At 28.8% G+C, this 22,259-nt stretch carries 23 protein-coding genes and 1 other RNA gene; 23 read left to right on the top strand and 1 reads right to left on the bottom strand.

Annotated elements, in window-relative coordinates; genetic code table 11:
* The first annotated feature begins 241 nt into the window (after nt 1-241).
* The 10 genes from eno (at nt 242) to QK892_RS16385 (ending at nt 12,017) form a co-directional block, all read left to right on the top strand.
* Nucleotides 242-1,537: a phosphopyruvate hydratase gene (eno, locus tag QK892_RS16430; protein WP_317274638.1), complete on the top strand. Its 1,296-nt coding sequence runs from the start codon at nt 242-244 to the stop codon at nt 1,535-1,537.
* A gap of 306 nt (nt 1,538-1,843) precedes the next feature.
* Entirely contained in the window at nt 1,844-2,074 is a 231-nt protein-coding gene (gene secG, locus QK892_RS16425) for a preprotein translocase subunit SecG (protein WP_317274637.1), read from the top strand.
* 54 nt (nt 2,075-2,128) lie between these two features.
* The gene (locus QK892_RS16420) at nt 2,129-2,506 is read left to right on the top strand and encodes a PH domain-containing protein (RefSeq protein WP_317274636.1); all 378 of its coding nucleotides are present in this window, start codon (nt 2,129-2,131) and stop codon (nt 2,504-2,506) included.
* Between the two features lie 114 nt (nt 2,507-2,620).
* The gene (gene rnr, locus QK892_RS16415) at nt 2,621-4,849 is read left to right on the top strand and encodes a ribonuclease R (protein WP_317274635.1); all 2,229 of its coding nucleotides are present in this window, start codon (nt 2,621-2,623) and stop codon (nt 4,847-4,849) included.
* Nucleotides 4,850-4,954: 105 nt separating this feature from the next.
* Nucleotides 4,955-5,425: an SsrA-binding protein SmpB gene (gene smpB, locus QK892_RS16410; protein WP_317274634.1), complete on the top strand. Its 471-nt coding sequence runs from the start codon at nt 4,955-4,957 to the stop codon at nt 5,423-5,425.
* A gap of 141 nt (nt 5,426-5,566) precedes the next feature.
* Nucleotides 5,567-7,480, top strand: a complete 1,914-nt coding sequence (locus QK892_RS16405; protein ID WP_317274633.1) for a sigma-54-dependent Fis family transcriptional regulator — start codon at nt 5,567-5,569, stop codon at nt 7,478-7,480.
* A gap of 202 nt (nt 7,481-7,682) precedes the next feature.
* Entirely contained in the window at nt 7,683-8,849 is a 1,167-nt protein-coding gene (locus QK892_RS16400) for an iron-containing alcohol dehydrogenase (protein WP_317274632.1), read from the top strand.
* Nucleotides 8,850-9,024: 175 nt separating this feature from the next.
* Nucleotides 9,025-9,912 carry a sulfide/dihydroorotate dehydrogenase-like FAD/NAD-binding protein gene (locus tag QK892_RS16395; protein WP_317274631.1) on the top strand — a complete coding sequence of 296 codons (888 nt, stop codon included), beginning with the start codon at nt 9,025-9,027 and terminating at the stop codon, nt 9,910-9,912.
* A gap of 2 nt (nt 9,913-9,914) precedes the next feature.
* Nucleotides 9,915-11,309: an NADPH-dependent glutamate synthase gene (gene gltA / locus QK892_RS16390; protein ID WP_317274630.1), complete on the top strand. Its 1,395-nt coding sequence runs from the start codon at nt 9,915-9,917 to the stop codon at nt 11,307-11,309.
* A gap of 312 nt (nt 11,310-11,621) precedes the next feature.
* Nucleotides 11,622-12,017 carry an RrF2 family transcriptional regulator gene (locus QK892_RS16385; RefSeq protein ID WP_317274629.1) on the top strand — a complete coding sequence of 132 codons (396 nt, stop codon included), beginning with the start codon at nt 11,622-11,624 and terminating at the stop codon, nt 12,015-12,017.
* Nucleotides 12,018-12,078: 61 nt separating this feature from the next.
* Here the strand turns inward: QK892_RS16385 and QK892_RS16380 are convergent, their stop codons facing one another.
* Nucleotides 12,079-13,326: an amidase domain-containing protein gene (locus QK892_RS16380; RefSeq protein ID WP_317274628.1), complete on the bottom strand. Its 1,248-nt coding sequence runs from the start codon at nt 13,324-13,326 to the stop codon at nt 12,079-12,081.
* Nucleotides 13,327-13,512: 186 nt separating this feature from the next.
* Here QK892_RS16380 and QK892_RS16375 point away from each other — a divergent pair, with 186 nt between their 5' ends.
* The 13 genes from QK892_RS16375 to QK892_RS16315 all read left to right on the top strand — a co-directional run.
* Complete coding sequence (locus QK892_RS16375; protein WP_317274627.1) at nt 13,513-14,499, top strand: Gfo/Idh/MocA family protein; 987 nt, start codon at nt 13,513-13,515, stop codon at nt 14,497-14,499.
* Nucleotides 14,500-14,608: 109 nt separating this feature from the next.
* Complete coding sequence (locus QK892_RS16370) at nt 14,609-14,794, top strand: hypothetical protein (protein WP_317274626.1); 186 nt, start codon at nt 14,609-14,611, stop codon at nt 14,792-14,794.
* Entirely contained in the window at nt 14,785-15,063 is a 279-nt protein-coding gene (locus tag QK892_RS16365) for a GNAT family N-acetyltransferase (RefSeq protein WP_394855046.1), read from the top strand. Before QK892_RS16370 ends, QK892_RS16365 begins: the two co-directional genes overlap by 10 nt.
* 182 nt (nt 15,064-15,245) lie before the next feature.
* Nucleotides 15,246-15,857, top strand: coding sequence for a GNAT family N-acetyltransferase (locus QK892_RS16360; protein ID WP_317274624.1), 612 nt, complete (start codon nt 15,246-15,248; stop codon nt 15,855-15,857).
* 46 nt (nt 15,858-15,903) lie between these two features.
* Nucleotides 15,904-16,428, top strand: a complete 525-nt coding sequence (locus tag QK892_RS16355; RefSeq protein ID WP_317274623.1) for a GNAT family N-acetyltransferase — start codon at nt 15,904-15,906, stop codon at nt 16,426-16,428.
* Between the two features lie 36 nt (nt 16,429-16,464).
* Nucleotides 16,465-16,680: a hypothetical protein gene (locus QK892_RS16350; protein WP_317274622.1), complete on the top strand. Its 216-nt coding sequence runs from the start codon at nt 16,465-16,467 to the stop codon at nt 16,678-16,680.
* 147 nt (nt 16,681-16,827) lie between these two features.
* Nucleotides 16,828-17,958, top strand: coding sequence for a nucleotidyltransferase domain-containing protein (locus QK892_RS16345; protein ID WP_317274621.1), 1,131 nt, complete (start codon nt 16,828-16,830; stop codon nt 17,956-17,958).
* A gap of 63 nt (nt 17,959-18,021) precedes the next feature.
* Nucleotides 18,022-18,528 carry an AAA family ATPase gene (locus QK892_RS16340; RefSeq protein WP_317274620.1) on the top strand — a complete coding sequence of 169 codons (507 nt, stop codon included), beginning with the start codon at nt 18,022-18,024 and terminating at the stop codon, nt 18,526-18,528.
* A gap of 219 nt (nt 18,529-18,747) precedes the next feature.
* Nucleotides 18,748-19,446 carry an alpha/beta hydrolase gene (locus tag QK892_RS16335; protein ID WP_317274619.1) on the top strand — a complete coding sequence of 233 codons (699 nt, stop codon included), beginning with the start codon at nt 18,748-18,750 and terminating at the stop codon, nt 19,444-19,446.
* A gap of 99 nt (nt 19,447-19,545) precedes the next feature.
* Nucleotides 19,546-20,028 carry a GNAT family N-acetyltransferase gene (locus QK892_RS16330; RefSeq protein WP_317274618.1) on the top strand — a complete coding sequence of 161 codons (483 nt, stop codon included), beginning with the start codon at nt 19,546-19,548 and terminating at the stop codon, nt 20,026-20,028.
* A gap of 164 nt (nt 20,029-20,192) precedes the next feature.
* Nucleotides 20,193-20,546: a transfer-messenger RNA gene (gene ssrA / locus QK892_RS16325) on the top strand.
* 361 nt (nt 20,547-20,907) lie between these two features.
* A complete protein-coding gene (locus QK892_RS16320; protein ID WP_317274617.1) occupies nt 20,908-21,219 on the top strand; it encodes a hypothetical protein in 312 nt (103 codons plus the stop codon).
* Nucleotides 21,220-21,244: 25 nt separating this feature from the next.
* Nucleotides 21,245-22,259 (top strand): hypothetical protein (locus QK892_RS16315; RefSeq protein WP_394855045.1); only part of this gene is annotated, 1,015 nt, incomplete at its 3' end.

Raw genomic sequence — 22,259 nt, 5'->3', positions numbered from 1 at the left:
TATATAAAAATAATTAGATTGTTAATGGTTACATAATCAAATTTATATTGAAATATATGGTCAAGATGGTATAATAATAGAGGAAATGTGATAATAAATATTGTTTACTAAAAAAATGTTGTTTATCCTAATATTTTCTATTTTACAATAGTTTTATGAATAAATATGTCAGTTTATGATATAATAATTAAGGTATAGTAGAGAATATAATAAATAACATATAATACAAGGAGGATACGTAATGAAAAATTATTGCGAAATAGTTGACGTTGTAGCTAGACAAATTCTAGACTCAAGATGTTTTCCAACAGTAGAAGTTGAAGTTTACTTAGAAGATGGTACTGTAGGTAGAGCAGCTGTTCCATCAGGTGCATCAACTGGTATGTACGAAGCTGTTGAATTAAGAGATGGTGATAAGAGCCAATACTTAGGAAAAGGTGTTTTAAAAGCAGTTCAAAATGTAAATGATACAATTGCTGAAGAATTAATTGGATGCAATGTATATGATCAACCATATATTGATAAATTATTAATAGAATTAGATGGAACTCCAAACAAAGCTAAGTTAGGAGCTAATGCTATTTTAGGTGTTTCTTTAGCAGTAGCTAATGCAGCAGCTAAGTCATTAGATTTACCATTATATCAATATGTAGGTGGAGTAAATGCGAAAGTTTTACCAGTACCTATGATGAATATAATCAATGGTGGATCACATGCTGATAACTCAGTTGATTTACAAGAATTCATGGTAATGCCAGTTGGAGCTAAGACTTTCAGCGATGCTTTACAAATGTGTGCTGAAGTTTACCATACATTAAAGAAAACTTTACACGATAAAGGATATTCAACTGCTATCGGTGATGAAGGTGGATTCGCTCCAAACCTTAAGTCAAATGAAGAAGCTATCGAAGTTATTATCGAAGCTATAACTAAAGCTGGTTACAAAGCTGGAGAAGATATGTTCATAGCTATAGATGCTGCTTCATCTGAATACTACAAAGATGGAAAATACGTATTAGAGCATGAAGGAAAAACTTTAACTGCAGCTGAAATGGTTGACTTCTTAGAAAACTGGGTAAACAAATATCCAATTATCTCAATCGAAGACGGTATGGCTGAAGAAGACTGGGAAGGTTGGAAGCTATTAACTGAAAGATTAGGTAAGAAAGTTCAATTAGTTGGTGATGATTTATTCGTTACAAATACTGAAAGATTAGAAAGAGGTATTGATTTAGGAGTTGGTAACTCAATCTTAATTAAGTTAAACCAAATCGGTACTTTAACTGAAACCTTAAATGCTATAGAAATGGCTAACAGAGCTGGATATACAGCAGTTATTTCTCATAGATCAGGTGAAACAGAAGACACAACTATAGCTGACTTAGTTGTAGCTGTTAATGCTGGTCAAATTAAGACTGGTGCTCCTGCAAGATCTGAAAGAGTTGCTAAGTACAATCAATTAATCAGAATTGAAGAAGAATTAGACGATGTAGCTGAATACAGAGGAAGAAAAGCATTCTTCAACATCAAGAAGTAATTAAATTTAGTAAATAAGTTTTAAAGGGATTGTAGGCATAAAGCTTACAATCCCTATTAATTTTTTTATTTAATAATTTTAAAACTATCTTTTTGAGTTATGTATTTTTAATAATTTATATTAAGGATAAAAAGAGACAAATATTATATGAGTGCGATCTGGAGCAAAGAATCCAGAATAAGCAACCTGATATAATAAACTTTAATGTAATTATTTTGAAGATAATTACTTGTATTATAGATTTTTATATGTTAAGATAACCTTATGTAAATACGACCATTTTTATTAACGTTGGGAGGTATAGCAATGAAAGATGCGTTGTTAATATTAGAAGTGATTTTAGGTTTAGTAGTTATAATATCAGTATTATTACAACCAAGTAAAACAGATGCATTAAGTGGACTTATTCAAGGAAGTAAAACAGAGACATTCTTTTCAAAGAATAAAGCAAGAACTAAAGAAGCTATGTTATTAAAAGTAACAATCGTGACTATGGCTCTTTTTGCTGTGAATACAATAGCTTTAAACTTAATATAATATAAAAAAGAGCTACTAAAAGTAGCTCTTTTATACTATAAAGGAGTGTTTGAGATGGGAATTTTTAATGGATTAATGGGAAATGCCTCAGAGGTGAATTTAGAAAGCATAAGAAAAGAATATGATAAGATATTAGCAAGAAATGAGAGTATAGAAAAAGCATATAAATTAGTTAGAGATTTATTTATTTTTACTGATAAAAGACTAATATTAGTAGATAAACAAGGAGTAACAGGAAAGAAGACTGAGTATCATTCTATACCATACAGATCAATTACACATTTTAGTATAGAAACTGCAGGACATTTTGATTTAGAGGCAGAACTTAAGATATGGATTTCTGGTACAGCTCTTCCTATTGAAAAGCAATTTAATAGTAGTCTAAATATTTATGAATTACAACAAATATTAGCTGATTATTGTTTAAGATAAAAAAAATTGTTTATTAAGCCTTAGATAGGGAAAAAATATATGAAGAATATAATTAATTTGAAAAAATTATACTAAATACTAAGTTAGGTTAAAAAGATAAAGGAAGTGATATAGATGGGAATAAAAGAAACTTTATTGAGTTTTATGAGAGAAGAAGCATACAGACCAATGGATATTCAAGAATTAGTTGCTGTATTTGATATAAATCCCGATGAATATAAATCTTTTAAAAAAGTACTTAAGACAATGGAAAGAGAAGGTCTTATAGTTAGAACTAAAAAGGATAAATTTGGAGTACCCGAAAGGCTAGGACTTGTTTCTGGAAAATTAGAAGTTCATGCAAAGGGATATGGCTTTTTAATACCAGATGTTGAAGGAGAAAAAGATGTCTTTATACCGAGTTCTTCTATGAATGGTGCTATGAATGGAGATAAGGTTCTAGTTCAAGTTACAAGAGAAGATATCAATGGTAAAAAGCGAGAAGGTGAAGTTCAAGAAGTATTAGATAGAGCTAATAGAAAGATTATAGGTGTATATGAGGATAGTAGAAATTTTGGCTTTGTAGTTCCAGAAGATTCTAGATTAAATCAAGATATTTTTATATCTAAAAAAGATAGAAATGGAGCAAATGAAGGAGACTTAGTTATCTGTGAAATTACAAAATGGGCAGATAAAAGAAGGAGTCCAGAAGGAATAGTTAAAGAGATATTGGGTAAAAAAGGAGATAAAGGTCTAGATATTCTTACAATTATTAAGAAATATGGGTTACCAGAAGAGTTTCCAGCTAAGGTTTTAAATTATGCAGAAAATATTGAAGAAGCAATTCCAGAAAAAGAATATGAGAGAAGAGTGGATCTTAGAAATCTAAGAATGGTAACCATAGATGGAGAAGATGCAAAGGATTTAGATGATGCAGTGTCAATTGAACGACTTGAAAATAGAAAGTATAGACTTGGAGTTCATATTGCAGATGTATCACATTATGTAAAGGAAAAAAATCCTTTAGATAGAGAAGCATTAAAGAGAGGTACATCAGTTTATTTAATAGATAGAGTTATACCTATGCTACCTAAGAAATTATCTAACGGAATATGTTCTTTAAATCCTAAAGTCGATAGATTAGCTTTAAGTTGCTTTATGATTATAGATAATAAAGGAAAAGTTATTCAACATGAAATTGAAGAAACTGTTATAAAAACTATTGAAAGAATGACTTATACAGATGTTACAAAAATTCTTGAAAATAATGATGAAGAGTTAATTAAGAGATATGATTATTTAGTTGATGACTTTAAAGCTATGGAAGAGCTTTGTAATATTCTTCGTGAAAAGAGAATGAAACGAGGAGCTATAGATTTCAACTTTGAAGAATCAAAAATCATATTAAATGATTTAGGAAAACCAGTAGATATTAAGCCTTATGATAGAGCAATTGCAAATAGAATTATAGAAGAGTTTATGCTAGTTTGTAATGAAACTATTGCAGAACATATGTATTGGACCAACTTACCATTTGTTTATAGAGTTCACGAAGATCCAGATGAAGAAAAATTAGAGAAGTTTAAGGAATTCGTATATAATCTAGGATATGTAGTTAGATGGGGCCAAGAAACACATCCAAGAGCACTACAAGATATTCTAGAAAAAGTAAAGGGTAAAAAAGAGGAAACAGTAGTAAGCACATTACTATTACGTTCAATGATGCAAGCAAAATATTCACCTGAATGTGTAGGACACTTTGGATTGGCAGCTAAATATTACTGTCATTTTACATCGCCAATAAGAAGATATCCAGATTTACAAATTCATAGAATTATTAAAGAGCAATTAAATGGAAAGATTGATGAAAAGAGAGCAGGCAAATTATCTAATATAGTAGAAGTTGCATCAAAGCAATCTTCTGAAATGGAAAGATTAGCTCAAGAAGCTGAAAGAGAAGTTGATGATTTAAAGAAAGCAGAATACATGCAAGAAAGAATTGGAGAAGAATTCTCTGCTATTATTTCTTCTGTTACTTCTTTTGGATTATTTGCAGAACTTCCAAATACTATAGAAGGATTAATTCATATTACAGCTTTAGATGATGATTACTATGTTTATGATGAAGCTCATTTATGCCTAATTGGAGAAAGAACTAAAAAGGTATATAGATTAGGTGATGAAGTAAAGGTTAGATGTAGTAGAGTAGATATAGACAATAGAGAAGTATATTTTGATTTAATCGAAGAAGAAGCTAAAGAGGAAATAGTTCCAAGTGAAAAAACAATTGAGAAGATTAACGAAGCTAAAGAAGCTATAAAAAGTAATTTACTAGAAGATGAAGATGGGGAAGATATAGAATAGACCTTTGAAACTCATAAAGATAAGTATGATTTATAATTAAAATTTTGGTTATCAATTAAGAATCTGATATACTTAATAAGTAAAAATAAAATGTGTGGTGAGATTATGGTAAGGAAGAAAAATAGTAATTCGTTAGCTGAAAATAGAAAAGCTAGACATGATTATTTTGTGGAAGAAACTATAGAAGCTGGAATAGCTCTAGTTGGAACTGAAGTAAAATCTATAAGAGCTGGGAAATGTAACTTAAAGGATTCCTATGCAGATGTAGATAATGGTGAAATAATTGTGAAAAATATGCATATAAGCCCTTATGAACAAGGGAATATATTTAATGTAGAACCTTTGAGAGAAAGAAAGCTTTTACTGCATAAGGAGCAAATTGCAAGATTTAATGGATTAGTTGCTCAACAAGGATACACATTGATTCCATTATCTTTATATTTAAAAAATGGTAAAGTAAAAGTGGCTTTAGGTCTATGTAGAGGTAAAAAGAATTACGATAAGAGAGATTCAATGTTAGAAAAAGCTCATAAGAGAGATATAGAAAGACAATTAAAGGAATCTAATAGATATTAAAAAATAAATTAGGCTATATGTTAAATTACAGAAACTTTTCTGAATAAGAGTTAGTAGGATAATATATAGCCTGATTTTTTTAGTTTAATATAATAAAATATTGCAATTTAAGTTCAGTTAAAGAGTATGAGGTATGGATTTATGATTAGTAAAGATTTATTAATAGAGAAGTCTCATAAGAGAAGTGAGATATATGGGATAAATAAAGATATAGTTAAATCAAAAGTGGTTTTAAGAGAGGAAGAATTAAAAAAGGTATTAGAAAAAAATAGAGATCTTATAGAGGTATCTAAAACCTATATAGATATGGTATCTGAATCTGTTGATGATAGAGATTTTATCATTATTTTAACAGATAGGAATGGATGTATTCTCTATATTAAGGGTGCTGATGAAATAAGATATGATTTAGAAAAAGTAAATTTAAAAGTTGGTGCTTATATGGATGAAAGGAGTATAGGAACAAATGCAATGTCAGTAGCTTTATCATATAACAGGAGCATTCAAATTACTGCTAAAGAACATTATGTATCCATATTTCAGAACTTAACTTGTTCAGCAGCTCCTATTCATAATAATAAGGGAGAAATAATTGGAACTTTAAACATAACTGGAAAAAGTAATATGAGACATCCGCATACTTTAGGGTTGGTTATATTTGGAGTGAAGGCGATTGAAAATGAAATCCTTAAAATAAAAACAAAGTATATATTAAACCAAACTTATAATTATATGAAAACAGTAATAGAAAATGTGGATAAAGGAATAATCATAATAGATTCATATGGAAAAATAGTAAATGTAAACGAATTGGGATTAAGTCTTTTAGATAAGAAAAATCATAATTTAATAAATGAAGATATAAATTATATAATACCTAACTTTAAAAATATTATGGATAGTATTTCAATAAATAATGGAATTGTAACTAGGGAGATAAAATTAAGTCATAATAGTAATAGTAAAATTGAAATTGTACTTAAAAGCATAAAAGATAATAATAAAGTTATAGGTATAGTTGCTACTTTAATAAAGGTAAGGGAAAAGGATATAAAAAGCAATTTTACTGGAGCATTTTTTACATTTAATGATATCATTGGTCAGAGTGATGCTATTAAAAATGTAATTACAAATTGTAAAATTGTAGCTAATAGCCCATCTACAATATTAATTCAAGGAGAAAGTGGTACAGGCAAGGAAGTGTTAGCCCAATCTATTCATAATTATAGTATAAGAAAGAATAATAAATTTATAGCTATAAATTGTGGAGCAATACCAACTAACATTATTGAAAGTGAACTATTTGGATATGAAGAGGGTACTTTTACTGGTGGAAAAAAAGGTGGAAAGATAGGTAAGATTGAATTAGCTAATGGAGGTACTTTGTTCTTAGACGAAATTGGAGAAATGCCTTTAGATATGCAGGTTAAGCTTCTAAGAGTCTTACAAGAAGGAAGAATTACGAGATTAGGTGGTAGTAAAGAAATTCAATTAGATATAAGAGTCATAGCTGCAACCAATAAAAATTTGAAAGAAGAAATAAAAAGAGGAAGATTTAGAGAAGATTTGTTTTATAGATTATGCGTTATTCCGATAAAGTTACCACCTTTAAGAGAAAGAGGTGGTGATATAAGGTTGTTAATTGACTATTTCTTAAGAAGTAAGTCTATTAAACTAAATAAAGAAATACCTAACATAAGTAATGAACTATTTGATATTTTGTTAAGATATAATTGGGATGGAAATATAAGGCAATTGGAGAATTGCATAGAAAATATAGTGAATTTAAATGGAGAATTATCTTATGATTTTCTAGATGAATGTGAGGATATTAATAAAGAAATATTATATAAGAACAATAAAAACAATCTAACAGAAATTAAAATAGAAGAATTTAATTTAAATTCTAAAGAAATAGAAACTATTACTAAAGCTATAAAATATAACGGATATAACATAACTAAAACTGCAAAAGCGTTGGGAGTAAGTAGGAATACTTTATATTTAAAAATAAAGAAGTATAATCTAAGTATAGATAAGATTGGTGTTCAGTAATAGGACAATGTCATAAATATTAACAGTTATGGTAAGTATAAATGTTCAATAATAGGACAATGATTATTAGGAGAGATAGAATAAAAAACTGCTAAAGGTTAAATAATTAACAATATTGTTAATTAAAAAACTAATTGGCATGAGTATTGCGTGTAATAACCTCGTAATTAAAAATAAATTTTATATATATGTGGAGGATATTATGGCACGTTTTACATTACCAAGAGATTTATACCATGGAAAGGGTTCATTAGAAGAGTTAAAGAATTTGAAAGGGAAGAAGGCTTTTATTGTAGTTGGTGGAGGATCAATGAAGCGTTTCGGTTTCTTAGATAAGGCTGAGAATTATTTAAAAGAAGCAGGTATGGAAGTTGAGATATTTGAAGGTGTAGAACCAGATCCATCAGTAGAAACTGTTATGAAGGGTGCAGAAGCAATGAGAAAATTTCAGCCAGATTGGATTGTTGCAATGGGGGGAGGTTCACCAATAGATGCTGCAAAAGCGATGTGGATTTTCTATGAGTATCCTGAGTTTACGTTTGAAGAAGCTATTATTCCATTTGGATTACCTGAGCTTAGACAAAAAGCTAAATTTGTAGCAATTCCTTCTACAAGTGGTACAGCTACTGAAGTTACAGCATTTAGTGTAATTACAGATTATAAAGCTAGGATTAAATATCCTTTAGCGGATTTTAATATAACTCCAGATGTAGCTATTGTAGATCCAGAACTAGCTCAAACTATGCCCACTACACTTGTTGCACATACTGGTATGGATGCATTAACACATGCTATTGAAGCTTATACAGCAGCACTTAGATCTAACTTTTCGGATCCTCTAGCTATAAAGGCTATTGAAATGGTTATTGAAAGTTTAGTAAAGTCATATAATGGAGATGAAGAAGCGAGAAACTTAATGCATGAAGCCCAATGTTTAGCAGGAATGGCATTTTCAAATGCATTACTTGGAATAGTCCACTCAATGGCACATAAAACAGGAGCAGTATTCCATATTCCACATGGATGTGCAAATGCAATATTCTTACCATATGTAATTCAATATAATAGAGTTGAATGTGAAGAAAGGTATGCTTATATAGCTAAAGCATTAAAACTAACAGGTGAAACTAATGCAGAATTAACAGATTCATTAATTGAAATGATAAATAAATTAAATACAGAATTAAATATACCTCATACTATAAAAGAGTATGGCGTTACAGAAGAGGACTTTAAAGCCAATTTAAAGTTTATATCTCATAATGCAGTATTAGACGCATGTACAGGTTCTAATCCAAGAAAAATAGATGATAGAGCCATGGAAAAATTATTTGAGTGCACATATTATGGAACAAAAGTTGATTTCTAATAGGATAAATTTAGTATAATTAAAGTTTTATTATAGGTTATCTTGAATTGAAAATTATTTCTTTTCAAGATAACCTTTCTTATAAAAAGTAGTAAAAAAATATAGTAAATAATTGTATGAATATTCAAAAAATGATAATATATTAATAGATACAGAAATTATGGGGGGAACAAAAATGTACAAGATAGTTAATAAAAGAGAATTGACTCAAAATATATATCTGATGGATATAGAAGCACCTAGAGTTGCGAGATCAGCTAAACCAGGCCAATTCATTATCATTAAGAATGATGATAAAGGTGAGAGAATACCACTAACAATAGCAGATTACAACTCAGAAAATGGAACTGTAACAATAGTTTTTCAAGCTGTAGGAAGGGGAACTAAAGAGCTTGCAAACTTTGAAGTAGGGGAATATGTTGCTGATTTTGTAGGTCCACTTGGACAACCTAGTGAATTTATTCACGAAGATATAGAAGAATTAAAGAATAAAAATATTATTTTTATAGCAGGTGGGGTAGGCGCAGCACCTGTATATCCTCAAGTAAAGTGGATGAAAGAACAAGGAATCAATTGTGATGTAATTGTGGGAAGTAGGACTAAAGATTTATTAATATTAGAAGATGAATTAAAAGAAGTTTCAGGTAATTTATATATATCAACTGATGATGGAAGCTATGGCTTTAATGGAAGAGTAACTGATTGTTTAAAATATTTAGTAGAAGAAAAAGGAAATAAATACGATCATGCTATAGTTATTGGACCTATGATAATGATGAAATTTATGTCAATCTTGACTAAGGAGCTTAACATACCAACTACAGTAAGTTTAAATCCAATAATGGTAGATGGTACTGGCATGTGTGGTGCTTGTAGAGTTACAGTAGGTGGAAAAGTAAAATTTGCATGTGTTGATGGGCCAGAATTTGATGGACATCTAGTAGATTTTGATGAATCTATGAGAAGACAAACAATGTATAAAACTGAGGAAGGAAGAGCTCAGTTAAAAATTGAAGAAGGGGACACTCACAAACATGGTGGTTGTGGTTGTAAGGTGGGATAGATATGAGCAATCAAGTACAAAATAGAATGAAGAGAGTACCTATATCAGAACAAGATCCTGAAATAAGAGCTACGAATTTTGAAGAAGTATGTCTTGGATATACAGATGAAGAAGCAATAAGAGAAGCGAGTAGATGTTTAGGATGTAAAAATCCTAAATGTGTTGATGGATGCCCTGTAGCTATAAATATACCAAACTTTATAGGATATATGAAAAAGGGACAATTTGAAGAAGCAGCAAAAGAAGTAGCGAAATATAGTGCTTTACCAGCTGTTTGTGGAAGAGTTTGTCCACAAGAAAGTCAATGTGAAGGCGAATGTGTATTGGGAATAAAAGGTGAACCAGTTTCAATTGGTAAGCTTGAAAGATTTATTGCAGATTGGTCAAGAAAAAATAGCATAGATTTATCAGAAAGAGAAGAGCTTAAAGATAAAAAAGTTGCAATAATAGGGAGTGGTCCTGCTGGATTAACTTGTGCAGGTGAATTAGCTAAGAAAGGTTATGATGTAACAATATTTGAAGCTTTACATGAGCCTGGCGGAGTTTTAGTTTACGGAATTCCTGAGTTTAGGTTACCTAAAGATGATGTTGTTAGAACTGAAATAGAGAACATAAAAAAACTTGGAGTAAAAATAGAAACTAACGTAATAGTTGGTAGAACTATAACTATCGATGAACTTATGGAAGTTGAAGGATTTAAGGCTGTATTTATTGGATCAGGTGCAGGTCTTCCTAAGTTTATGGGTATAAAAGGTGAAAATGCAAATGGAGTATTATCTGCGAATGAATTTTTAACAAGAGTTAATTTGATGAAGGCATTTAAAGAAGAGTATCATACTCCAGTTAGAATTGGTAAGAGAGTTGCTGTAGTAGGTGGAGGGAATGTTGCTATGGATGCAGCAAGAACTGCATTAAGATTAGGTTCTGAAAGTCATATAGTTTATAGAAGAAGTGAAGCTGAACTTCCAGCAAGAATAGAAGAAGTACATCATGCAAAAGAAGAAGGTGTAATTTTTGATATACTAACTAATCCAACAGAAATATTGGTAGATGAAAATGGTTGGGTAAGTGGAATGAAATGTGTGGAGATGGAACTTGGAGAACCAGATGAATCTGGAAGAAGAAAACCAGTGGTTAAAGAGGGATCAGAATATATTATGAATGTAGATACTGTTATAATGTCTCTTGGAACCTCTCCAAACCCATTGATTTCATCAACAACAAAGGGACTTGAAGTTAATAAGTGGAAGTGCATAATTGCTGATGAAAATGGACATACAACAAAGGAAGGAGTATATGCAGGAGGAGATGCTGTGACAGGTGCAGCAACAGTAATACTAGCAATGGGGGCAGGAAAGAAAGCAGCTGCTGCGATAGATGAATATTTAAGTAAATAAAAATAATAAGGTATCCTTAACAATAATTTACCATTAGTGTTAAGGATACCTTTAAATTTTGGAGGATAAATCCACTAAAATTAACAAAGTGTAAATAATATGTATAGATTAAAATGAATGTAAACAATATGTAAATATTGTATATATCTTAGAGAAATTTTGTGTGGTTTTATAGTATAATTTAAAAAAGGGTATATTTGCATATTTAATGATAAAGAGGATATAAATATTAGTAGGATTTTATTTCCTGTATTAATTATGCATATGATATTCGCAATTATTTATTAAGTCATACGAAAGAGAGGGGTCTATATGTATTTATCAAAATTCACTGATTATTCTTTTAGAGCTTTAGTTTACTTAGCTGAGAATAGAGATAAACTGTGCACAGTAGAGGAGTTAGCTAAGAAGCTAGAGATATCGGAGCATCACTTAAAAAAGATAATACATAAATTAGCTAAAACAGATTTAATTATTTCTATGAAAGGTAGAACAGGTGGCCTAAAATTAGGATTAGAGCCGCAGGATATAAATTTAGGAGAAGTAGTTAGAATAACAGAAGATAATTTAAACATTGCTCAATGTTTTAATAAAGACAATTGTTGTCCATACATAAGTTCTGATTGTAAAGTTAAGGGAATAATGAAAGAATCATTAGATGCATTTCTTCATGAATTCTCGAGATATACATTAAGCGATGTATTATAATAGGAACTAAAAAAGTAAGCTGAATCAAAGTTAGGTATAAGGCCTTTGATTCAGCTTCTTTTTAGTTGGCAGATAATATATAACATTTAAAATCATCACCTTCAAAGCCTAAATCAAAAGGAGCTTTAAAGGTATTGATAGAATTTGAATTTATTAATGGATAGTTATTAGCATCAAAGTCTGTAATTATCCCTATGCTCTCTATGTAGTTACCTTTCTTAAATACTACTAAGTCTCCGATATTTATTTTTTTATTACTAGTAGTGTTGTTATATAGTATTTCTTCTATATTCCCAGAGAGTGTAATAGAAAACTTGTTAGTATTTAAAAGATAATTTACTAAGTCTTCAGATTTAACCCAAGAAGAAGTTGCCTTTATTCTAGTAGATTTAGTATTTTTATAGAACCACATTCTATCTTGGCTTAATCCACCCCCCTCAAGAGTATCTGAAAGGGTTTGTGATATAAAATTTGCAGAGTTTCCATCTCCAGCAATATAAGTAAAGTAATTTGAATTAAATTTTTCTTTTGATGCAAAACTAATTCCTGAATATTTATTAGCATAATTTATTGCAGATTGTATATTATACTCACCATTGCTCAAAGGGTTTCGTTCTACATTAAAATTAAAAAGTTTAGGTTTCAAATTATTTATATCAATATTCTTTTCAGTCAAATTAAAATCATATTCTTCAAGACCACTTTTGAAATAATCTTCATAATAATCTTTAGAAATTATGAAAGAATCTCCTGTATCTTTTAATTCTAAATTATGAATTAATTGAATTCCAAAAGTATTAAGTTCATCGGGATTATTATCGTAATAATAGTTAAATTTATATTCTTCACTTAAAATCAAGTTATAATATCCATCCTTAATTTTTAGACTTTTAATAGTAGGAGTAGATTCTATGTTTTTAAAGGATATACTTCGTTTATTTGCCCAATTTCTTAAAAAAGCTATTCTTTTAAATTCATGTTCCAAGGAGTATGAACTAAAGGTTTGATTAATATCATAGAATTTATAAAGTTTCTCAACATTGCCATTTAAAAATGCATCGTTTCTTATTGTAAATACATCTTGCATAAAATGAAGAATTGATTGTTCTATATCTTCAGTGGAGTCAGTAATAAATGTACCAACATCAGAAGTTAAATCATTTGAATAGTCAGTTTCATAATATTTACTAAAGAATGATGATGGTACAAATTCAGCATTTTCAGTTGTAGATAGAAAGTAAATAAAATTAGTAATAAGAAAAATATAAATAAAAAAACCTAAGAATAATGGTAATATTCTCTTTTTCATAAAAATCCTCCCTAGCTAAATTTACATTAATGTTGGATTTATAAATCCAATTTAGGATATTATTAGTATGTGCAGTATTAGCAGGAAAATTCTTTGGAAAATACTGTATAATAAAAGGTATATACGAAAAATGCATATATGATATAATTATTATTAGAAGATTTTTGAAATAAAGAGGTGTTTAATATGATAAATTTAGGTATTATAGGGAGTAATTTTATTACAGATAGATTGATTGAAGGAGCGAGAGAAGTTAGTGATATAAATATCTCAGCAATTTATTCTAGGACTGAAGAAAGAGCAAAAGAGTTTTCAGAAAAACATAGTATTAAAAATATATTTACAAGTTTAGAAGAAATGGCTAAAAGTAATTTAATAGATGCAGTATATGTAGCATCACCTAATGCATTGCATTCAAGTCAAACAATTTTATTTTTAAGGAATAAAAAGCATGTTTTATGTGAAAAAGCTTTTGCTACAAATACTAGAGAAGCTGATGAAATGATAAGAACTGCAAAGGAAAATAATGTGGTTCTTATGGAGGCTATGAAGACTACGCTTTTACCGAACTTTAGGGTTATTAGAGATAATATTCATAAAATTGGTAAGGTTAGAAAGTACTTTGCAAGTTACTGTCAGTACTCTTCAAGATATGATAAATATAAAGCTGGAGAAGTGTTAAATGCCTTTAAAAAGGAATTATCTAATGGTGCAATAATGGACATAGGGGTTTATTGTATATCACCAATGGTTAATCTTTTTGGAAAGCCTAACACTGTAAAAGCTAATGGAATTATGTTAAAGACAGGAGTAGATGGTGAAGGAAGTATAGTATTTGGTTATGATGATATGGAGGGAGCTGTTATATACTCTAAAATAAGCAATTCATATATTCCATCAGAAATTCAAGGAGAAGAAGGTAGTATAATAATTGACAGAATTAATGCCTTCAACAATGTGAAAATAATATATAGAGATGGAAGAGAAGAGGATTTATCTTTAGAACAAAACAAGGCTGATATGTTCTACGAGGTTGAAGAATTTGTTAGTTTAATTAAATCTGGTGAAAAAGAATCAAAGATTAATTCATTACAGGTTTCAAGAGATGTTATTGGAGTTATTGAAGAAGCAAGAAAACAAATAGGAGTAATATATCCGGCAGACGAAATGTAATGCATAATGCTTAATGGATAATGCATAATTAATGAAAGAATGAAGCTTCTCTTTTGCTGACGCAAAATCGAAATGAAAGAATGAAGTTGCATTGTGATGGAGGAAGGCTATGATATATAGAAAAACTACTAAAAGTGATATTCATATACTTGTTGAATTAAGAAAAAAGCTGTTAATAGATGAAGGATTAGATCCTAGTACTAATATTGACTTTGAATTAAATAGATTTTTTCAAACCAGAATGGCGGATGAATCGTTAATTCAATATGTTGCAGTTGAGGTGATATTATTATAGCCACAGGCGGTGTATTATTTTATAATCTTCCACCTTCATATTCTAATACAAGTGGTAGAATAGCTTATATAACTAATATGTACACAAAAGATAGGTATAGAGGGAGAGGTATAGCAGTTGCTTTATTAAATCTATTAGTCGATGAAGTGAAAAAATCAGGGTGTAAGGTTATAAAACTTCAAGCTTCAGTACATGGAAAACCAGTATATAAGAAATTTGGATTTAAAGAATCAGAAGGTAATATGATTTATATAATTCATAATGAGTAATGGATAATGCATAATTAGGGAAATAACTAAGGCGAGCTTAGTTATGAAAAAATTAAAGAATGAAAAAATTATAAATGAATAATCTTTATTATGATGAAAAATCATAGTGAATAATTAGGAAAGTAACGAAGACAATGCATAACAAGTTCAATGCATTATGCATTAATAAAAGGGGTGAGAATTTGGAGAATTTAATAATAAGGCAAGAAAATGAAAATGATTATTTTGAAGTTGAATATATGACTAAAAAGGCTTTTTGGAATCGGTATATACCTGGATGTACTGAGCATTACTTAGTTCATATGCTTAGAAAAAGTGATGATTATATTCCTGAAATAAGTAGGATAGCAGTACTTAATGGAGAAATTGTTGGAACTATAATGTATTCTAAGGCTTATGTTATTGATGGAGATAATAAAACAGAAGTTTTAACTTTTGGACCATTATGTGTAGAGCCAAGATATCAAAATAAGGGAATAGGGAAAGTCTTACTTGAAACAACTATGGATTTAGCTAGAAAAGCAGGACATAAAGCAATAATAATATTTGGAGAGCCTGGATATTATCCTAAGCATGGTTTTAAAACTTGTGATAATTTTGGAATAACAACTAGTGATTCAAAGAATTTTGATGCTTTTATGGGAATAGAGTTAGTTGAAGATGGACTTAAGGGTGTAAAGGGAAAATTCTATGAATCTAAAGTCTTTGAAGATTTACCAGGGGGAAAAGTAGATGAGTTTGATAAGAAATTTCCTTATATGGAGAAATTAAAGTTGCCAGGTCAGTGGGAGTAAATCAATAGATTCTTAGTTAATATTAAAGCGAGCAAAGGTGATAGCTATGAAAGAATTAGTAACAGAACGGTTATTAATACGAAAATTTAAAGAAATAGATGGTGAGGATTTATATGAATATTTGTCTGATGAAGAAGTAATAAAATTCGAGCCATATAAAGTATTTAATAAGGAAGAAGCATATGTTGAGGCAAAAAGGCGTTCAGAAGATGAAAAGTTTCTTGCAGTATGTATAGAAAGTGGGAAGGTTATAGGAAATTTATATTTTTCTAAAGGTAACTTTGATACTTGGGAAGTAGGATATGTATTTAATAAGACTTACTGGGGAAATGGATATGCAACTGAGAGTCTAAAAGCTCTTATAAAGTATGCATTTGAAGAAATGGAAGTAAGGCGTATTATTGCAAAGTGTGATCCTAAGAATTTTAATTCATGGAGATTACTTGAAAGAGTTGGAATGAGAAGAGAAGGAGCTTTATTGCAAAACGTATATTTTCATAGTGATGAAGCTGGTAATCCCATATGGAAAGATACATATGAATATGCATTATTAAAGTCTGAATATAAGTAAGAAAATATATAATTTTTAATATATGGAGGAATAGTAATGCAATATAAGATAACTAGTAACCCATCTGACAATGATAAACAAGAGATATATGAAGAATTACTAAAGTATAATCTTGAACTTATTGAGAATAAAGATGTTCAAGAAATAGGTATATTTTTAGAGAATGAAGAAGGTATGAAGGTAGCCGGGCTTATAGGAAAGACTAATGGTAATTGGCTAACGATTGATTACAGGCAGAGGGCTTTTATCTAAAATTAGGTTACCAAAAAGTCTTTGCATTAGATGACTATCCTATTACTGGTAAGAGGCATTATTTTATTAAAAAATTGTAATTAATATACTAACTTAGATAGAATTTAATGATTCTACTGTTTAAGCGTTGTATGCTGGAGGTTTTATATGGTTATGAGTAGAAAAGAAAGATTTATTGAAGAGGCATATATTAGTGAAGAAGTTAAGGAAAAATTTAATGAAAGAAATGAGAAAATAATTGAAGCTATAATTAAGAAGTCAGAAAAAGTATGTCAATCATCTGTTGCACTTATAGGTATTTATGGATCATTTTTAACTGGAGATATTCATGAAAAATCAGATTTAGATCTACTTATTGTTATCAATGATAATAAGGGATGGCAGTTAGGGGAATCCTTTATACAAGATGATTTAGAAGTAGGACACGATATTTACTGTACAACCTGGGAAGCACTTGAAAATGATGCTGAATATAATAATCCTAATATTTCTAAATTAATGTGTTCAAAGATTGTATATTGTGCAGAAGAAAAGGATATAAAACGGTTAGAAGACCTTAGAAAATCAGTAGAAAGAATTCTTAAATCACCATTTACAGAAAAGGACTATGAAAGAGTAGAAGAGATTATGGGACATGTTTATAAAGCTTATGCAAATCTTATGACTTCAAAAGATTTATATAAGGGTAGATTTTATGCCGGAGATGTTATCTATAATATAGAATCTGCTATTTGTTTAATTAATAAATCATATTTTAAACTAGGAATTAAGAGAGCTTATGATGAACTAGAAAAACTACAAGAAAAGCCAAATAACTTCATAGAAAATATAGAGAGAATAATTAAATCAGATAAATTGGATAAGGTAAAGGAATATACAACAGAATTAATTGCGCAAATACAACAATTAATAAAAGAGAAAAGAAGAATTATTATAAAGGAAAAAAAATTACCAAAGGTAGATAATTTACGAGGTAGTTACGAAGAGTTTTTTTCAAATTGGCGTAATAAAATGTATTATGCAGCAGAGACTAAAAATCTACATTTAGCCTTTATGAGTATGAATAGTTTTCAAAACACATTAGATAAGATATCTAATGAAATAAGCATACCTAAGTATAATGTGTTTTTAGGTTTTAATCTAGAAGATTTATATGAAACAGCTAAAGCATTTGATAATATATTAAATGAATACCTAGAGGAATATGAGAAGGTTGGACTAAAGGTTAATAGATATAAGAATGTAAATGAATTTATAAGTCACTATATTCAAAATTAGTAAGAGCGATTATCATGGAATAAATTCGATTGATAAAAATGAATATAAAGGATGGAAATTTATATGAAACAATTATATATGATTGGTGGAACTATGGGCGTTGGAAAAACTACTACATGCCAAATAATAAAAAGTAAACTAAATAATAGTGTTTTCCTTGATGGAGATTGGTGTTGGGATATGAATCCTTTTATAGTGAATGATGAAACTAAAAAAATGGTCATAGAGAATATTTGCTTTTTGTTGAACAACTTTATTCAATGCTCGGTATATGAAAATATTATTTTTTGTTGGGTTATGCATGAGCAGAGTATTATAAATGAAATATTAAATAGATTAAATACTAAAAACTGCAATTTACATTTAATATCATTAGTTTGTGATGAAGAATCCTTAAAATGTAGATTAGAAAAGGATGTGGATGAAAAAATTCGAACTGAGGATATTATTACTAGAAGTTTATCACGAATTAAATATTATGAAAAATTATATACAGAAAAGGTTGATGTTTCAAAGATTACACCAAAAGAAGCAGCAGAATATATTATAAAAATTAGTAGTAATAAATAGAGAAGGTATTTAATATGATTCCATCTAGTGAAAGAGCTATTCAATTACTTGAAGAATCTAATTATTTAAATCCAGCACTATGGAAAGATCACTCCATAGTTGTTTTATAAGACTGAGTGAATATAATTATAAAGAAGTCTATAGATATATTTAATTTTGTTGCAATCACTAAACTAAAATGAAATGGATTACTCAAATAGTGATTTATATGGGGGAAGTATGGTAAATAAGAAAAGGATTTTAATAGAGAATATACCGACATTAATATGGGGCCCCACTTCAGATAAGGTCTATATATATGTTCATGGGAAAATGGGGTGCAAGGAAAATGCGGAACATTTTGCTGAAATTGCAATTTCAAAGGGGTATCAAGTAATTAGTTTTGATTTGCCAGAACATGGAGAACGAAAAAATCAAGAGTATTCTATTATGGCATGGAATGCAGTAAAAGATTTAAAGCATGTAAGTAATTATGTAATAAATAAGTGGAAAGAAATTAACTTGTATGCGTGTAGTCTTGGTGCATATTTTAGTCTTTTGGCTTACAAAGATATTGATATGAAAAAATGTCTATTTCAATGTCCAGTGCTAAATATGGAAATTTTGATTTCAAAGATGATGACATGGTCTGATATCACTGAGGATCAGTTAATGAGAGAAAAGGTGATTCCTACATCTATGGGTGAAACATTATACTGGGATTACTTGATTTATTCAAAAGAAAATCCAGTAGATGAATGGAAAGTAAAAACACATATTTTATATCCTTCAAAAGATAGATTAACTGATAGACTAACAGTAGATAATTTTGCCAATGCACATTCAGTGTATTTAACGGTTTTAGATGGTGCAGAACACTACTTCAAAGAAGAGAAGTATTTGAAACAGTTAGAAATTTGGTTACAGAGTACTATATAGAAATTTTTTAATATGGATTGATATTAAATTAACATTATAGTTTAATAGTATGTTTAAAAAGGTAACTAAAGTAGTATTTATTAAAAGGGGCAAAGCGTTATGAGGAATATTAAATTACAAGAGATGTCCTTAGAAGATTATAATAATTATACTGATTCAGCAATTAAAAGCTATACTGAAGAATTGCTTTTAAGTCGTAGATTTAAAACTTTGATAGAAGCTTCAAAGTTTGCAAAGCTTGAGTATAATGATCTTTTTAAGGAAGGTTTTCAAACAAAAGATATATTCCTATATAATATTATTATTGGAGAAGAAAAGATAGGAATTATATGGTTTATAAAAGAAAGATGCTGGGGATTTATTGGAGACTTTCTTATTTATGAACAGTACAGAGGCAATAATTATGGATATAATACACTATTTCTATTAGAAGATATAGCAAAGAAAAAAGGGATAAATGAATTACGCTTAGGGGTATTTAGGCATAATGTAAAAGCGAGAAGACTTTATTTAAAAGTAGGGTACAAAATTTTAAAAGCAGGAAAAAAGAATTTCACCATGTCAAAAAAATTAACTAAATAAATTTTAAATATTGACTTAAAAGAATTTTAGTGAAAAATGACATTAATAAAAGGAAAAAGATAGATGAAATGCATGATTTAAGATTGTTGACAGAAAAAATTTTATAATATATAATTACAACACGGAATGAAAATTGAATATTCGCGTTAAACAAATTTTAACCTGGGGGCGTTTTGGCTTCGACGGGGGTAAGATGGGTTTGATAAGCGAGCCGAGGCAAGCATGTCACCTCGATAATAAAGTATGCATTAAAGATAAACGCAGAAGACAATTTTGCATTAGCAGCTTAATATAGCTGTTCATCAGCCCAGGGTGCCCACGCTCTGGATCACTGGTGTCATTAAAGTGGGAAACGAAGTTTAGCAAAGCTTTGAGCTAAAGGGGTATTTATGAAGCTAGGGAATTAGGAGTTTGTTTGTGAGCGAACTAAGGACCGAAATTTTAGTCACAAACTACGCTCGTAGAAAGTCAGATTGGTCTGCTTTCGGACAGGGGTTCGATACCCCTCGCCTCCACCAAAAAATCCACGACAGTAATGTCGTGGATTTTTATATTTATAAGTTTATTATTATAAATATAAAAAATATAGGATGGTTAGTAATAAAAGTAGATAGAATTATTTGTAAATAATTGGATGTAAAGATTTATATACAGTAAAAAGAGGAAAACTAGATAATGTAGAAATAATAGTTACTTGGTATAAATTAAATAATTTTCAATGAAAATTGTAGTAATTAATGGAAAAATATAGTAATATATAATTGTTAAAATTTTATTTTGTAGTTAGCTGTAATAATTGAAGAAAGCAAGGCTGAATTAGTTTATTATACATTAAATTAATATTTCATATAAATTTTATTTTTTTATAGGAGTGATTATATGATTAATAAAAATTTTGTACAAGCAATAAATGAAATGAAGTTGGTTAAAGTAATATTTGATTCATATGAAAAAGGAACAATTACAAGAATTTGCATACCGTTTGATTATGGATTAAGTAGACGATATAAAGATGGAATGGAAAGATATCATTTTTATGATTTAGATAGTCCATCTGGCAATCATAATTTAGCTATATTACCTCAGAAAATAAAAAGCATTGAAATATTAAAAGAAAAATTTACTCCAGAAAACTATGTTAAATGGACACCAAATTGGTTTTTAAAAAGGGATTGGGGATTATATTCGTAAAATTTTATATTATAAGGGGATAGAGATGAATTTATTAATAAAAAATTGCAATAATATTGATTTAGCTAATATTCAAATAAAAGAACATGAATTAAATATAAAGTATGGAATAAATGGAACAGGAAAAAGTACAATATCAAAAGCAATAAAGTATTCTATTGAAAATAATGATAGATTATTTGAATTAAAACCTTTTAAATATTTAAATAGCGAAGAAGAAATTGTTCCTAAAGTAGAAGGACTGGAAAAGTTTAATACGGTAAGTATTTTTAATGAAGAATATGTGAATCAATATGTATTTCAAGAAGATGAAGTATTAAAAAATAGTTATGAAATCTTTATAAAAAATGAAGAATACGATAATTTAATGATGGATATCGAAAATCTAGTTATAGAAGTTAGGAATACATTTAATAAAAATCCAGAATTAGATAAGCTAATTCAAGACTTAAATTCTTTGACAGAGTGTTTTGGAAAATCTAGTAGTGGATATTCAGCATCGGGAAGTATAGGAAAAGGATTAAAAAATGGTAATAAAATAATACATATACCTGATGAATTAGAAGAATATGGTGATTACATAAAAAGCAATATCAATTCTAAATGGATAAAATGGCAAATTAGTGGTAAAGAATATTTAGATATTAGTTGTAAATGTCCTTTTTGTACAACTGATATTACTACTAAAAAAGGAAAAGTTTTAAAGGTAAGTGAAGAGTATGACTCTAAATATATTGAACATTTAAATAAGGTTATAGATGTGTTCAATAATTTAAAGTTATATTTTACTGATGAGACTAATAAAAGGATAGATGAAATAACAAAAAGTATAAGTGGCTTATCTAGTGAGCATATAAACTATTTAAAATCAATTAAGTCACAAGGTAATGTTTTATTAGATAAGTTTAATGGATTAAAGAATCTAAGTTTTTTTTCATTGAAAGATGTTGATGAAATAATAGATGAAATAAAAAAATATAGAATAGATTTAAATTACTTATCTAATTTAGATACTGATTTTACAAAAGAAAAAATTAATG

Origin of the sequence: Clostridium lamae (assembly GCF_033043255.1) — a bacterium.
Classification (GTDB): domain Bacteria; phylum Bacillota; class Clostridia; order Clostridiales; family Clostridiaceae; genus Clostridium; species Clostridium lamae.
Note: the sequence above shows the minus strand (reverse complement) of the source record. Positions and strands in the feature narration are given on the sequence as shown.

Bases quoted from the DNA above. Each gene is read 5' to 3' on its own strand.
- QK892_RS16405 (WP_317274633.1), top strand. From the start codon at position 5,567: ATGATTAGTAAAGATTTATTAATAGAGAAGTCTCATAAGAGAAGTGAG.
- QK892_RS16370 (WP_317274626.1), top strand. From the start codon at position 14,609: ATGATATATAGAAAAACTACTAAAAGTGATATTCATATACTTGTTGAA.
- QK892_RS16330 (WP_317274618.1), top strand. From the start codon at position 19,546: ATGAGGAATATTAAATTACAAGAGATGTCCTTAGAAGATTATAATAAT.
- smpB (WP_317274634.1), top strand. From the start codon at position 4,955: ATGGTAAGGAAGAAAAATAGTAATTCGTTAGCTGAAAATAGAAAAGCT.
- QK892_RS16420 (WP_317274636.1), top strand. From the start codon at position 2,129: ATGGGAATTTTTAATGGATTAATGGGAAATGCCTCAGAGGTGAATTTA.
- QK892_RS16400 (WP_317274632.1), top strand. From the start codon at position 7,683: ATGGCACGTTTTACATTACCAAGAGATTTATACCATGGAAAGGGTTCA.
- QK892_RS16320 (WP_317274617.1), top strand. From the start codon at position 20,908: ATGATTAATAAAAATTTTGTACAAGCAATAAATGAAATGAAGTTGGTT.
- QK892_RS16340 (WP_317274620.1), top strand. From the start codon at position 18,022: ATGAAACAATTATATATGATTGGTGGAACTATGGGCGTTGGAAAAACT.
- QK892_RS16375 (WP_317274627.1), top strand. From the start codon at position 13,513: ATGATAAATTTAGGTATTATAGGGAGTAATTTTATTACAGATAGATTG.
- gltA (WP_317274630.1), top strand. From the start codon at position 9,915: ATGAGCAATCAAGTACAAAATAGAATGAAGAGAGTACCTATATCAGAA.
- QK892_RS16385 (WP_317274629.1), top strand. From the start codon at position 11,622: ATGTATTTATCAAAATTCACTGATTATTCTTTTAGAGCTTTAGTTTAC.
- QK892_RS16355 (WP_317274623.1), top strand. From the start codon at position 15,904: ATGAAAGAATTAGTAACAGAACGGTTATTAATACGAAAATTTAAAGAA.
- eno (WP_317274638.1), top strand. From the start codon at position 242: ATGAAAAATTATTGCGAAATAGTTGACGTTGTAGCTAGACAAATTCTA.
- QK892_RS16345 (WP_317274621.1), top strand. From the start codon at position 16,828: ATGGTTATGAGTAGAAAAGAAAGATTTATTGAAGAGGCATATATTAGT.
- rnr (WP_317274635.1), top strand. From the start codon at position 2,621: ATGGGAATAAAAGAAACTTTATTGAGTTTTATGAGAGAAGAAGCATAC.
- QK892_RS16335 (WP_317274619.1), top strand. From the start codon at position 18,748: ATGGTAAATAAGAAAAGGATTTTAATAGAGAATATACCGACATTAATA.
- QK892_RS16395 (WP_317274631.1), top strand. From the start codon at position 9,025: ATGTACAAGATAGTTAATAAAAGAGAATTGACTCAAAATATATATCTG.
- secG (WP_317274637.1), top strand. From the start codon at position 1,844: ATGAAAGATGCGTTGTTAATATTAGAAGTGATTTTAGGTTTAGTAGTT.
- QK892_RS16380 (WP_317274628.1), bottom strand. From the start codon at position 13,326: ATGAAAAAGAGAATATTACCATTATTCTTAGGTTTTTTTATTTATATT.
- QK892_RS16350 (WP_317274622.1), top strand. From the start codon at position 16,465: ATGCAATATAAGATAACTAGTAACCCATCTGACAATGATAAACAAGAG.